Annotated in this window: 20 protein-coding genes; 1 reads left to right on the plus strand and 19 read right to left on the minus strand. The window is 32.0% G+C overall.

Annotated elements, in window-relative coordinates; all coding sequences use genetic code 11:
• Window positions 1–131: 131 nt before the first annotated feature.
• The 17 genes from BS101_RS14485 to BS101_RS14555 form a co-directional block, all read right to left on the minus strand.
• A complete protein-coding gene (locus BS101_RS14485) occupies window positions 132–545 on the minus strand; it encodes a hypothetical protein (protein WP_073539465.1) in 414 nt (137 codons plus the stop codon).
• Window positions 546–571: 26 nt separating this feature from the next.
• Complete coding sequence (locus BS101_RS14490; RefSeq protein WP_073539466.1) at window positions 572–913, minus strand: phage tail spike protein; 342 nt, start codon at window positions 911–913, stop codon at window positions 572–574.
• 229 nt (window positions 914–1,142) lie between these two features.
• Window positions 1,143–1,958, minus strand: a complete 816-nt coding sequence (locus BS101_RS14495) for a hypothetical protein (RefSeq protein WP_073539467.1) — start codon at window positions 1,956–1,958, stop codon at window positions 1,143–1,145.
• 301 nt (window positions 1,959–2,259) lie between these two features.
• Window positions 2,260–2,586, minus strand: a complete 327-nt coding sequence (locus BS101_RS23925) for a distal tail protein Dit (RefSeq protein WP_242951487.1) — start codon at window positions 2,584–2,586, stop codon at window positions 2,260–2,262.
• A 209-nt stretch (window positions 2,587–2,795) separates the two neighbouring features.
• Window positions 2,796–3,026 (minus strand): hypothetical protein, encoded by a 231-nt coding sequence (locus BS101_RS23930; RefSeq protein ID WP_242951286.1) that lies wholly within the window; start codon window positions 3,024–3,026, stop codon window positions 2,796–2,798.
• A 392-nt stretch (window positions 3,027–3,418) separates the two neighbouring features.
• Entirely contained in the window at window positions 3,419–3,547 is a 129-nt protein-coding gene (locus BS101_RS23935) for an HK97-gp10 family putative phage morphogenesis protein (RefSeq protein WP_242951287.1), read from the minus strand.
• A 44-nt stretch (window positions 3,548–3,591) separates the two neighbouring features.
• The gene (locus tag BS101_RS23940) at window positions 3,592–3,768 is read right to left on the minus strand and encodes an HK97 gp10 family phage protein (RefSeq protein WP_242951288.1); all 177 of its coding nucleotides are present in this window, start codon (window positions 3,766–3,768) and stop codon (window positions 3,592–3,594) included.
• The gene (locus BS101_RS14515) at window positions 3,761–4,087 is read right to left on the minus strand and encodes a phage head closure protein (RefSeq protein WP_073539469.1); all 327 of its coding nucleotides are present in this window, start codon (window positions 4,085–4,087) and stop codon (window positions 3,761–3,763) included. The genes BS101_RS23940 and BS101_RS14515 overlap by 8 nt, the downstream gene beginning before the upstream one ends.
• A 196-nt stretch (window positions 4,088–4,283) precedes the next feature.
• Window positions 4,284–4,577: a hypothetical protein gene (locus BS101_RS14520; protein ID WP_242951289.1), complete on the minus strand. Its 294-nt coding sequence runs from the start codon at window positions 4,575–4,577 to the stop codon at window positions 4,284–4,286.
• An 83-nt stretch (window positions 4,578–4,660) separates the two neighbouring features.
• On the minus strand, window positions 4,661–4,936 hold the full coding sequence (locus tag BS101_RS14525) for a hypothetical protein (protein ID WP_073539470.1): 276 nt from the start codon (window positions 4,934–4,936) through the stop codon (window positions 4,661–4,663).
• A complete protein-coding gene (locus tag BS101_RS22870; protein ID WP_156876059.1) occupies window positions 4,936–5,109 on the minus strand; it encodes a hypothetical protein in 174 nt (57 codons plus the stop codon). Before BS101_RS22870 ends, BS101_RS14525 begins: the two co-directional genes overlap by 1 nt.
• A gap of 115 nt (window positions 5,110–5,224) precedes the next feature.
• Entirely contained in the window at window positions 5,225–5,530 is a 306-nt protein-coding gene (locus tag BS101_RS23945) for a phage major capsid protein (RefSeq protein ID WP_073539471.1), read from the minus strand.
• 273 nt (window positions 5,531–5,803) lie between these two features.
• The gene (locus BS101_RS14535; protein WP_073539472.1) at window positions 5,804–6,241 is read right to left on the minus strand and encodes a Clp protease ClpP; all 438 of its coding nucleotides are present in this window, start codon (window positions 6,239–6,241) and stop codon (window positions 5,804–5,806) included.
• A 161-nt stretch (window positions 6,242–6,402) separates the two neighbouring features.
• Window positions 6,403–6,885, minus strand: coding sequence for a hypothetical protein (locus BS101_RS23950; RefSeq protein ID WP_242951290.1), 483 nt, complete (start codon window positions 6,883–6,885; stop codon window positions 6,403–6,405).
• The gene (locus tag BS101_RS14545; protein WP_073539474.1) at window positions 6,821–7,483 is read right to left on the minus strand and encodes a hypothetical protein; all 663 of its coding nucleotides are present in this window, start codon (window positions 7,481–7,483) and stop codon (window positions 6,821–6,823) included. Before BS101_RS14545 ends, BS101_RS23950 begins: the two co-directional genes overlap by 65 nt.
• 163 nt (window positions 7,484–7,646) lie before the next feature.
• Window positions 7,647–8,381: a DNA/RNA nuclease SfsA gene (locus BS101_RS14550; protein WP_073539475.1), complete on the minus strand. Its 735-nt coding sequence runs from the start codon at window positions 8,379–8,381 to the stop codon at window positions 7,647–7,649.
• A gap of 25 nt (window positions 8,382–8,406) precedes the next feature.
• A complete protein-coding gene (locus tag BS101_RS14555) occupies window positions 8,407–9,054 on the minus strand; it encodes an MBL fold metallo-hydrolase (RefSeq protein ID WP_073539476.1) in 648 nt (215 codons plus the stop codon).
• Between the two features lie 107 nt (window positions 9,055–9,161).
• On the opposite strand from BS101_RS14555, the gene BS101_RS14560 reads away from it, so the two are divergent.
• Complete coding sequence (locus BS101_RS14560) at window positions 9,162–10,103, plus strand: helix-turn-helix transcriptional regulator (protein WP_073539477.1); 942 nt, start codon at window positions 9,162–9,164, stop codon at window positions 10,101–10,103.
• Between the two features lie 184 nt (window positions 10,104–10,287).
• On the opposite strand, the gene BS101_RS14565 is transcribed toward BS101_RS14560, so the two are convergent.
• Entirely contained in the window at window positions 10,288–10,932 is a 645-nt protein-coding gene (locus BS101_RS14565) for an epoxyqueuosine reductase (RefSeq protein WP_242951291.1), read from the minus strand.
• Between the two features lie 114 nt (window positions 10,933–11,046).
• The gene (locus tag BS101_RS14570) at window positions 11,047–11,826 is read right to left on the minus strand and encodes a PhzF family phenazine biosynthesis protein (RefSeq protein WP_073539479.1); all 780 of its coding nucleotides are present in this window, start codon (window positions 11,824–11,826) and stop codon (window positions 11,047–11,049) included.
• Window positions 11,827–12,002 lie beyond the last annotated feature (176 nt).

Here is a 12,002-nt window from a genome sequence, read left to right on the forward strand (position 1 = left end):
CTCCCCCTCACATAAATCATTAATATCCTATTGGTACACAGTAATTTACAATTCAGTCATAACTAATTATAGTATATCATGAAATTTGAGGGAATTTAAATCATCTGAAAATTTTTTAACCAACTTCTCTTCTACATAGTATTATAATTAACCCTTATCTCCTTCAATTTCAAAATATCCGTACTAGATGTAATTTCCATATACCATGCAAATCTTATCTTTTTATCTGAGAGACCAAGAGACGTCCATTGTGCTTCACTAATTCCTTGAAGTACTGAGACAATCATACCTTTTATTTTCACGTCCTCCATATTTGTTATGTTTACCAGTACCCATGAACTCCCATTCCATGCCTTCCACGAAACTCCACTATCTGTACTTACTATAAAAACTATAATTCCACTACCTGTATTATCTAAGGTTATCACTGCATTAACAAAGCTGTACAGCTTTCCTGAATCTATGGTTTCTTCAACTGCTGCTCCTTCATAAACTGTTTTAAAATAAAGCCCATTATTATCTATTATTAAAATATCTTCATCCATTAAATATTTATCCTTATAATGATAAGTTAAATATAAGCTCTAGCCATACTTTTTACAGGATAAAGCTTTGTTACAACACTTGTGGTATCTATATTAAACTTCAGTCTCGATATATTTTTACCCTGGGCAATTAATACTCCTGCATCTTTACCCATACTATTTAATATTTTAATATCAAAGTTATCCCTCTTAAGTTGGCCGCATTCCCATATATTAATTATAGAAAATATGGCTTCTACTGGATTTTTCTCTTCAAGGCTGATTGAATTAGCTATTATAATATCACTGTCTACTGTATATATGGTAAGCAAATCTCCTATTAAAAATTTTTCCATAGCTGTCTTTACACTACAGTTTTGAGCATCCATACTTTCTATAAAGTAATAAGTTAAGTCATAAAATATATGTTTAGCCCAGACTTTAACTTAAAATTCCAAGACCGTTGTTATCAAAGTTTCCTTTGGTAGTTTTTTTATCATAGAGGCAGCTCATCCTATCACTTCCAATAATTTTAATCCGGAGCAATAAAAAAACTAGCCTACTATAGACATAATAAGCTACTTTAATGTGAAAGATTTTTTTCTATATATAATTATCCTATTTTAGTACTTTTCTTATCAACTCAATTTCATCAATATCTAAATCTGTCAATTCTTTTATTGTTTCGTTATCCATGCCTTTTTTTATTGCTTTTTTAACTATCTCTATAGTTTTCTCTTTTTTTCCTTCATCTTTGCCTTCATTTATTAAGCTTTTACCAAGTTCAGTCATCCTCAATTCCTCCTTTACTCTCTCTAAATCTTTTCCACTTAAAAATTTATTTGCAAAAGCATATAGTATTGATTCCACGTCATATTTATAGTCCTTATTTACGTCTTTTACTACATCTATGGCATTAATTATCTTGTCTACTGTACTTATATCTCCACCCATTATAGGTGTAAATGTTAAAGATATTATATCTTGTTTTGTAATATCCACTCCCGATTTTATTTTAGCCATGATATCATTATATATCTTATCTCCATCTTTACGGGCCATAGATATTGAATTTACTTTGTATGCATTTATTCCTGTCTCTAAAACGTTCCCTGGATTTTTTATATTACCTGAATAAACAACATATGTAACCACATCTTTTCCTGTTTGATTTCCAAGCAGTGCTTCATAGGCTCTAAACCTTCTTAAATCTGCTTTTCCTTTATTAGTTGTCTGAAATTCAAAATGTATAAAAGTATCGTCTTCCATGAGAAAAGTGTAATCCATGAACAGGTTTTTAGTTTCTAAAATTACTAATTCTGTTGGACCAAGTTCCTTAACTTTTTTATTTATTCCAAAGAATTTCAATCCTTCTTCTGCAAAAAGATCCATTGCCCTTTTCATTATCAGGTCTTCATAATTTGTAGGTCTCATCAGTTCACCTTCCCAGCTTCCTATTATACCTTTATTCTAATTCATTAGCAGCAATAGTTCAAATAAAAGTAAATTTCTTATTTACAGCCACCGCCAGTTTGGTAAAAGTTCTACTTTAGTAACACTGCCACTCCACTCTATAATATTCTGTCCAGATTTTAGTTTTAAAAATTCACCTGTCATCTTGCCATTTAAATTATTTTCCTCATCATCATAACAGTCCTGTATAACTGAGTTTACTATGACCTTTTCAGTTATATCTTGAAGATTTATCTGGTCTTCATTTATTTTTAAAACTATATCACCAGAGCCGTATACTTATTACAGGTTCGCTTTCTAAGCTCCCCAGATTAGTTACAGCTCCACCTGAGGTATTTAGAGTTACTATATTATTTTCCACTGCATATTTAAATGGCCTGCAGTTAAATATTATGGGAAACTGACTGAAACACCTGTAAACCTGCTTAAAATCAATGGCATTTACCACCTGGGCAATGTATTTTTTATCAGCTTGAAAACTGAATATCAGATCACTTTCACCTGTTCCAAAAAGCCAGGCTTTAATATCATCGAGCTTACTTCCGAGGTTTTGTGTATCTTTTACAGAACATTCAACGCCTAGTGTTATATCCTCATAGGTTTTTTCATCGAATCTTAAATTAGAATCCCTTCACGGGATATTTATGGTACTTACTCTTCGTTTAGGAGAAGGAAGGTCTGGCCTTTTAGCTATTAAAATTCCAAAATCATCATAACTGTTTTTACCGCCAAAATCAAAACTGAGCACTCTAAATTCCTCCCTTTCCCATAGAAATTTTCCGCCTGTAGAACTCCAGTTCATAGGCCAGCTTCTATATCTTTGTCTGTGTTGTTAATAAAATTTTCAATGTGTAAAGTAAGATTATTATTTGACTGTGTTTTATCTTTTAAATTATTGCTAGCTGCTACTGTCATATCTGCCACTATAGTATTTACTTTCATATCCAGTGACAGTCCCTTTACAGCTTCTATTACAGCAGATTTACTTTTATTTATACCTTCTGCAAGCCCTGACATAAAATCTGGCATCCAGCTTTCATAATCAGTAAGTGGTCCTTCATACGGTACTGAAAAGTGAAAGTAGCTCCTTATTTTAGCTGCCAGTGCACTTACTACATCTTCTACTTTTCCTGAAGCTGTGTTTTTTATAGCTTCCCATATATTTGTCAGGACTGTTTTTATATTGTTCCATATGCTTTCTATATCAGATCTTAACTTTGTGAAGTTTCCTGTAACTATATCAAGTACTATAAGTACAGCACCAAGTACAATATTTTTTATAATATCCTAGGTATTTTGAAATATAGTCTTATAAAAATTTAGAGCTGGCTCTAGAAAACCTTTTATCAGGAACTTTAAGAGGTTCTAAAGCTTGAATAATTAAACTATTTATCACTTTAGTCCCTCCTTCAAGGTGTTGGCTATAGTTTTTGTATATTATCCTTATTTTTCTCATAGGCCGGCTGCAGAAATGGCCTTGCAGACATTTTGGAAGTTCCAAATCCAATAAACTTACCATAAAAAATCTCTGAATTATCTCCTCTATCCACACCTACACGAATATACTTTACCCCTTCTTTCTTTTTAACATTGGTTATCTTAAGACCTTTTTAAGTTTCCCGGTTCTTACTAGGGCATTTGCCTTTGCATCTTCAAGTACAGATTCCGCGGCATTTTTTAATGCCTTGTTTTCAAGTCTACTAATGTTTGTACTCATCCACTGAAGCTTATTTAATATTTCATCAACTCCCGTAAGTTCTATATCAGCCACTACTTTCCACCTCCAAGGCTTTTATTTCCATATATCTATTTCTGTATTTTATATTATCAATAGAAGTTATATTGTACTTGATGCCTTCAAATAGTATCCTCATATCACTGGATATACCGGCTAAATACCTTATAGCAAATTTAACAGTTTTCTCTGCCTGCACGGCTGCCGCCCCAAAATATTCTCTTCCATAAAGATTTGATACTGATGCCCAAACAGCTAAGTAATCCTCCCATACTTCCTCCTCAAAGCCATTTTCATTTGTAGAAGTTGTAAGCTTTTGTAATGTTATTTTATGCCTTAGTTCCTCTGTTCTCATATTGGTACCACCCTGTTCATACTTAATAAGGAGTTTCTTGCCTCTTCGATTTTTTGCCTTTCATCCGATCTATAATCATAATAAAGAAGCCTCATGTGAAGCACCATTGCCCATTTAACTGTTTCAGGAACACTTTTTCCAGTATCTAAATGCTATTTTGCTTCTTCTAAAGTTAAAGGTTCTGCTGCTGGCAGTGTTAAAATACAGTAAAGCTTACTCCATCCTGCTGTCTTACAAGTTTATCACTTACCGAAACATCTTCATTTGCAAGTATTGGAACATTATTTACTAAAGGCTTTGCACCAGTTCCTTCTACATCCTGTGACTGGTACAAAGAAATTTGTGTTTCGTGGCCTATTGTTTGAGCTAAATTTACAATAACAGTTGCCGTAATGACATTTTTAAGAGTTACATAGTCACTTGTTATTGCAGCATTTGTGGTCTTTAGTTCAAACCCCTGTATTACTTTATATTTTTCAATTATCGCCATATTCTGATAACCCCCTTAATTTTACATCATTAATATTTTGAGAATAAAAAACTAGCTTAATATCAATATATACTAAGCTAGCGTTATTTTAAAATATGACTACCCCATTTAGGAATTATATCTCTTTTCCATCTAAGTATTCCATTACATATATAAGCTACATGTTTAAATTTATTTGTATTATCATATATATTTATTTCATTACATACATCTAATATATCTTTCCAGGAACCTATTCTTGCCACCATCTCATCTGTATTTATTCTTTCTTCGCTTTTGTTTCTTTCATAATAGATAGACTTATATATTGATGTCTTTCCAGCACCATTTACCCCTGCAAATATAGTATAAGTAGCCATTACTCTTTACCTATTACTCTTTGTTGTTCCTTTTGAAGCGCTAAATCAGATAAAGTAATATAAAAATCCTGCTCTTCTTTTGTTTTTGCTTTTTTGAATAATTCTTTTAGATCTTTATATGAATATCTCAAAAATTGTTCATACAAACTATTTTGTTGATTTATCTTTTCCATAGTATTTCCTCCAACAAATAATACTTTTATTATATTATAGCCTAATACGTCACTTATATAAACAGCTTTTTACCTGTCTGCTAATGTTATAAACGGACTTAAAGCATTAGCTCCTTTATATGGCATCATCTATTTTAAAAGACATTTCATCTGCATAGGTCTGTTTTACTATTGCTTCAAGGGCTGTATCATCCTGTAGCAGGTCATCGGTAACATAACATAGTGCCAATAATTTTTGCAGTGCCATATCAATTTCTCTAAACTTTGGTTTAGACTGTGTAACAGTTTCTGCTTCAGCTACCCAATAAGCCTGGACCCCTCCCCATCTGCTTCCATTAGCCCTGCTGGTTTCATCAATACCAAGTGCTCTTAATCTATTTGTGTTTGCACCTATTGGAATCATCCTTATTCTATTTGCCACCTGTACCTCCCTTCCATTTCTTTTCATCAGGATCTTTAGGCTTTGCATATATATGCTCATTTACAGGTATCTGTGCCTGTTTTTGTCTTTCTTCCTCCAATGCAGCAATTTCTTTTTGTGCTTCAATTTTGGCTTTATGTGCTTTAATTTCAGAAAGCTTAGCAGTGATTTCCTCAGCTGTTGCATCCTGCTTATTTATAAGATTTCCTGTTTTTAGCTGGTAGGCATTAATTATAGTTTCCTTTACTTCATCAAGTACCTCTACACCATGTCTTAAATCTTTAGCTTCACCTTAAAAATTTCCCAAGGGTTGTGAATCATGCAGATTGAAGTAGGTGACATTAAAATCTCATCTCCTGACATAGCAATTACGGAAGCTGCCGATATTACAACACCATCTATTTTTACCTTTACTTTTCCCTTATGTTCTTTAAGAGCAGTATAAATCCTTGAAGCTGTGTACACATCTCCGTCGTAAGAATTAATACACGCATTGATGTCTTTTCCCTTATGCTTGCTGTATACAATAAATTCAAGGCTCTGATGCTCAATATTATTGTTAGTAGACCTTGTTAAGTCCTGCACCAGGTGGAGGAGTACCCTGAATATCCTGCACACATCTTCTATCCTAAATCTTTTTAATTCTAAAAACTGTGCATCTGTAAGCTTCATGGTAATTTCCTTAAATTGACCCCCGCCTTCCAGTATCATATGAAAAGGGGATCTATAATTAAAATCTACTAATATTTACCTATTTACTCTTACTCATTTCCTTGCCTTCTAAAGGCGCTATTTCCGCTTAGGTTGCTTCTTTTGTAAGTCCCTTAAGCTCCTTTAAATTTAAAACCTTTCTTCCAAATAATGCTCTCATTTCAAAACCTCCATGTGTCATTCTTAATAACTCTTTCATTTTCTTTCCCAGCTGAATAGTTAACATTATAGGGTGGATCTATTACACAAAGATTTGCTTTCTTTCTATCCATTGATTTTTCAACATCTAAAAGCTTAGTGCTGTCACCACAAATTAATCTATGCTTTCCTAAAAGCCATATATCTCCTGTTTTTGAAATAGGTTCTTCAATATCCTCTAAAGCTTTATCTGCAGCATAGTCATCATCATTAACATCTTTATTATGAACCTCATTTAACTGCAGACAGATGCCGTATTCTATTATCACCCACAATTTATTGTTGGGTATTTTAGCTAAAGTAATTAGACCAGTACTCCTTGTATATATTTCAGTTTTACTTGCAAAAGTTCCATCCTTATTATATTTAGCTATAAAACTTTTATATTTTGAACTTGAGCCTGAAGTATCTGTGCAGCCATTGTAAGTTATATATATAGGCATCATTTACTGCTATATCAAAATACTCCACGTCATAAACAAGGTCATCAGGTACTGCCGCACTTTTTGGGTAAGATGAGATTACTGTAAAATCCTTATTAAGCTTTTTGAAAGAGCTGTCACTTATAAGAATCCAGAAGTTTGTACCATCATAAGCTATTGCTTTAGCTTGAACTGACAGAGTTATATTGTCTTTCTTAACAGCTGTTGTTTTATCGTATGCCACTAAGCTAGTTGCATTTTTAATTAAGGCATAAAGGTTTGTTTCATCAGTACACAGGTTGTAGTTAGGTAAAGATGTACTGCTTGTTCCTGCCTCTAATGCAGCTTTAGGATATAGACTATTAATTTTAGGACTCTGTGCAGTGTCCTGGGTACTACTTCCACCTGTCCAATATATGCTCTTAAAAGTTCCGTTAGCAGCACTGGTTGGAAAGTCTATAACATAATGTCTTGTACCTGCTGCATCAGTATTAGTTCTTGTGGTTTCACTTTTATTTACAGTTCCCCTGATGAAAGGTAATACTAATTTTTTCTTTGGAATTTCTATTTTAGTTCCTTTTATTAAGTCTTTGCTGTAAGATAAACTTTGTTTATAAATCATGAGTTTCCTCCTCTCTGAAATTTTGAATATAAAAAAAGCCTATACCGTTTGATATGGGCTTTTAGTCATCCAAAAAGAATATTCCAACTTAACTTTGCTTCATTTCAACAGAATAGTCATGCTTATCAAAAAAATAGAAAATCATTTTTTGTTTATTTTAAACTTATCTCTTAAAATATCGTACTAATCTAACACCTTCTGGCTGAATTTCAAAATTAGCCTGCCACATCTCAACACCTAATGTAATACTTTTATCTACTGCTGCTCTTACTTCTTCAAAGTTAGTACTTTTTTCAATTACCTCAAAACCAGGATTATCATAGATAAAGCATATTAAAAGTATAGCTCTTTGGCGGCTTTGAAGGCTCTTTCCTAATTCTATCATATGTTTTACAAATCTATCAGTGGAACTAAATGGAGTCACTTTTTTTGTTTTTATATAATTTGGATATTCAACCTGCAAATGTTGAAGAGGAGTCTTTACTTCAAGGTAGGTGTTTCCCACAAGAAAATCAAGTTTAGATATACCAAGAAATTGCTCTCTAAAAACCTCATTTTCTGCTCCAACCATATCTTTAAAGCCTCCATTTACTAAATAATGCTCCACATAACGATTAACTGCATTTTGATTAATACCAATCCATGACTTACTAGAGCCTCCTGGACGATCCAAAGACACTGCCTCAACTGTATACGTAGTTTTTCGTTTAGGATCACTGCTTTTTGAAAGTAAACAGGGCAGACCACTTACATCTAGATTACCTATTCTCCCTGTTGTTGGACAATGGCAATTGTTAATTTTATCATTAATCTCACAAATCATAGTAAATTGCCCTTTTCTTTTCATAATTACGCCTTCCACAAGAAATTCATTAAACTTAAAATCATATTCTTTCATAACATGCCCTTTTCATCTTCCTATATTAAAATTCTTTATTACAGTTTACACAAAATCCATGTCCTACAGCTATAAAATTAGGCTCTATTTCTAGTAAACTGTTTTTTAATGCTGCTAACTGATTTTCATTTGGAATTCGTTCAATATTTATTGCTCCTACTTCTTCTTTCCAACCACTATCAATTGTTTGACCAACAGCATCACCAAATCTCAGCATTAGATCACTACTTAAAAATATTTTTCTAGTTTCTTCATAAAAAACAAGACCATTTTGAAGATGTACCTCTGATGGATAATCAATAAATCTAAATGAAAAACCATTACCAATTAATGAGTCTCCTTGTTTTTTAGCTTGAACTGTTCCTGTATAGCTAAATCCTGCTAATTCCCGAGCACTAAGCTCAGAACATACTGTAATTACATTTGGATATTCCTTTAGAAACACTGGTAATCCACCACATTCATCAGATTCTATATGTGAGAAAAGAATATATTTTATCTCTTTTCCATTTAATAACTTCTTAATTTGGGGCAATATTTGTTTTGCCTGCTGTACAGTACCAGTAGATACTAGTACTGGTTCCTCCGATAAAAGTAAATATTGGTGAAGTGTAAAATGCATAGGTGGAATATGCATGGAAAATTGATATAAATCCTTGCTTATTTCTATCATTTTTATGTTCTCCTTTCTCTTTTTCAAATTTATTATATCCCACTAATCTTGACATCATTATGTCATGATTATATCATTAAGTAAAATAAATTTGGTGGTGAATAATTTTGAAGATAGATAGATTAGTATCAATTATCATGATATTACTTGAACGAAAAAAAATTAGTGCACCTGAACTAGCAAAAATGTTTGAAGTAAATCTTAGAACAATTTATAGAGATATAGATACAATAAATCAAGCTGGTATCCCCATAATTACTTATCGTGGTGCAAATGGTGGCATTGGTATAATGGAAGAATATAAAATAGAGAAAAAGCTTTTTACTCTTTCAGACATCACTGAGTTATTAATTGGTCTTAAAAGTATTTATTCAACTATGTCTAATCAAGAACTTCTTAATACTATGGCAAAACTTAAGGGATTAGTTCCTAAAGATGAACTTCAACAAGTTGAGAAAAAAACAAATCGAATCAAAATTGATCATACACCTTGGTTTGGTAATGAAAGAATACAGTTAAACCTAAAAAAAATCAAAACTGCCATCAATGAAAACAGGTCTATTTCTTTTAAATACTTCGATCGCCTAGGACAAAAGAGTGAAAGAAAAATAGAACCTTATAGGTTGGTATTAAAAAATTCAAGTTGGTATATACAAGGCTACTGTACCTTGAGAGAAGATTTTAGAATCTTTGAAGTCTCTAACATGTCTTCACTTAAAGTCCTTGAAGAAACCTTTATTCCCAGAGAGTTCGATTACGATTCACAAGACATTTATTTCAGAACTGATAGAAAAACCATTACTCTGAAACTCCTTATTCATGAATCACTTTTAGATATTATGATTGAATTCTGTGGTAAAGATAATATTACGCTTTATAAAGACGATAAATATATAGTTTATTTTCCTTTTGTTGAAGACGATTATTTTTATAATATGATTCTTCGCTTTGGTGATAAATGTGAATGCTTAGAACCTGAGAATGTTAGAGTTGAGATTATAGAAAGAATAGAAAAACTATTGAGTATATACAAAAAACTACCTAAATAAAATCCTATATTTAGGTAGTTCAACTAGATAAATACACTATCAGTATTTCTACACTATTTTTAATAGTAAAATAATTTGTTTTGTGACATAAGAACACCATAAGATTCATTTCGAATAATACGGGCATTCTTAAACAAGTATTCGTTTTTTAGCTGTTACATTTATTAATGTTTAAATAATTTAATTATATGTTCGCAAAGGGGCATATCTTTCTGCAAATATTACATCCATATACAAATCCTCCACCATCAGTTACATAAGCACATAATTCTCTACACTTCTTTTGATTTACTGTAACTCCATTTAATGCAGATTGAGGACAGGATTTTAAACAAATACTACAATTTTCAGGACACGAATTACTTACTAAATCATCTTCATTCAATTCTGCATTACTTATTACTGCTCCAAGGTAGAGACGATTGCCATATTTCTTATTTATTAATAAAGTATTCTTACCAATCCATCCAATACCACATAATTGACCCAAATGTTTCAATGACAATATTCCTCTACCATGTCTATTTTGTGAATCCCAATATTCATATGGTTCATCTGCCGGAATAGGAATTGCCCTATAACCTTCTGATTCAATAATAGCAGTAAGTTGAATAGCGATGTCATCTAACAGTTTAACAGACTTATTTTTAACAAGTGCGTAAGGTACATTAGTATTTGCTTGAAATAAACTTGCTGAAAATTGCTTACCAAATACTATAACAGATTTTGTTTCGGCATAAACATCTAATGGATGAAAACCTTTCGGAGCATTAACAAATCTTTTTATATCTGCAATTCCACATACATCAGCTCCTAATGAACATGCCATTTCTTTAACATAATTGCTATCAATAGTATTTCTTCCCCCTCAATCTAATTTATAAATCCGTTAAAAATAATTATACTGACACCTTCTTATACAATATTATAAAATATAAATAAACTATACATTAATATTTCCTTTCATATAAAGTACAGCTTTTCCACCTATTTCAACTCTATTTCTATTCATTTTACAGTATAATATTCCTCCACGTTTTGATAACTGTTTAGCTGTCATTATATCCTTATTCAATTTCTGTGACCAAAATGGTATTAAGTTGCTGTGGGCCGAACCTGTTACAGGATCTTCATTTACACCGAGTTTTGGATAAAAACAACGTGATACAAAATCCACATCTGTTCCTTTAGCTGTAGCGATAACACCTAATCCTTTATTCAATTTTAACATTTCTGAAAAATTGGGAACTAGCCTTTTTACTTGTTCTTCTGATTCTAACACTATAAATAAATCTCTTGATAAATATATTTCAGCCGGTTTAATTCCAATAGCCTGTGAAATTACTGGGTAAGATACTTCTACTTTCTTTACTTCTCTTAAAGGAAAATCCATTTCATACAAATCACCATTTCGTCTAACTTCTAGTATTCCACTGGCAGTATTAAAACTCATACTTTCAATTCCAATATCAACATAGTTAGAAATAACATAAGAAGTTCCCAAAGTGGCATGTCCACACAAGTCTATTTCAGCCTTTGGCGTAAACCACCTTAAATCATAGCTACTTTTATTTTTAATTACAAAAGCTGTTTCTGATAAATTGTTCTCTTCTGCAATTTTCTGCATTGTATTACCATCTATAGGATTATCTAAAACACATACACCCGCAGGGTTTCCTTTAAACACTTCATCAGAAAAAGCATCAACAACATAATATTTCATCTTAAATCTTCCTTCCTAAAATGTAATGTTACATATATATAAATTGCACCTGCGTCCCTTCGAAAAATGGTTGTATTATCGAGTCATTTATATCACTTTACTTATTTCTTCATAGTCTCAAAGATTCCAATAGCTCTTAAAGCATCCTTAAAAGCACATATATAAATTTCTCTGTA

The organism is Clostridium kluyveri (genome assembly GCF_001902295.1).
Classification (GTDB): Bacteria; Bacillota; Clostridia; order Clostridiales; family Clostridiaceae; genus Clostridium_B; species Clostridium_B kluyveri_B.

Bases quoted from the DNA above. Each gene is read 5' to 3' on its own strand.
- BS101_RS14485 (WP_073539465.1), bottom strand. From the start codon at position 545: ATGGATGAAGATATTTTAATAATAGATAATAATGGGCTTTATTTTAAA.
- BS101_RS14490 (WP_073539466.1), bottom strand. From the start codon at position 913: ATGGATGCTCAAAACTGTAGTGTAAAGACAGCTATGGAAAAATTTTTA.
- BS101_RS14495 (WP_073539467.1), bottom strand. From the start codon at position 1,958: ATGAGACCTACAAATTATGAAGACCTGATAATGAAAAGGGCAATGGAT.
- BS101_RS23930 (WP_242951286.1), bottom strand. From the start codon at position 3,026: ATGCCAGATTTTATGTCAGGGCTTGCAGAAGGTATAAATAAAAGTAAA.
- BS101_RS14515 (WP_073539469.1), bottom strand. From the start codon at position 4,087: ATGAGAACAGAGGAACTAAGGCATAAAATAACATTACAAAAGCTTACA.
- BS101_RS14520 (WP_242951289.1), bottom strand. From the start codon at position 4,577: ATGGCGATAATTGAAAAATATAAAGTAATACAGGGGTTTGAACTAAAG.
- BS101_RS14525 (WP_073539470.1), bottom strand. From the start codon at position 4,936: ATGGCTACTTATACTATATTTGCAGGGGTAAATGGTGCTGGAAAGACA.
- BS101_RS22870 (WP_156876059.1), bottom strand. From the start codon at position 5,109: ATGGAAAAGATAAATCAACAAAATAGTTTGTATGAACAATTTTTGAGA.
- BS101_RS14535 (WP_073539472.1), bottom strand. From the start codon at position 6,241: ATGATACTGGAAGGCGGGGGTCAATTTAAGGAAATTACCATGAAGCTT.
- BS101_RS23950 (WP_242951290.1), bottom strand. From the start codon at position 6,885: ATGATGCCTATATATATAACTTACAATGGCTGCACAGATACTTCAGGC.
- BS101_RS14545 (WP_073539474.1), bottom strand. From the start codon at position 7,483: ATGATTTATAAACAAAGTTTATCTTACAGCAAAGACTTAATAAAAGGA.
- BS101_RS14550 (WP_073539475.1), bottom strand. From the start codon at position 8,381: ATGAAAGAATATGATTTTAAGTTTAATGAATTTCTTGTGGAAGGCGTA.
- BS101_RS14555 (WP_073539476.1), bottom strand. From the start codon at position 9,054: ATGATAGAAATAAGCAAGGATTTATATCAATTTTCCATGCATATTCCA.
- BS101_RS14565 (WP_242951291.1), bottom strand. From the start codon at position 10,932: ATGGCATGTTCATTAGGAGCTGATGTATGTGGAATTGCAGATATAAAA.
- BS101_RS14570 (WP_073539479.1), bottom strand. From the start codon at position 11,826: ATGAAATATTATGTTGTTGATGCTTTTTCTGATGAAGTGTTTAAAGGA.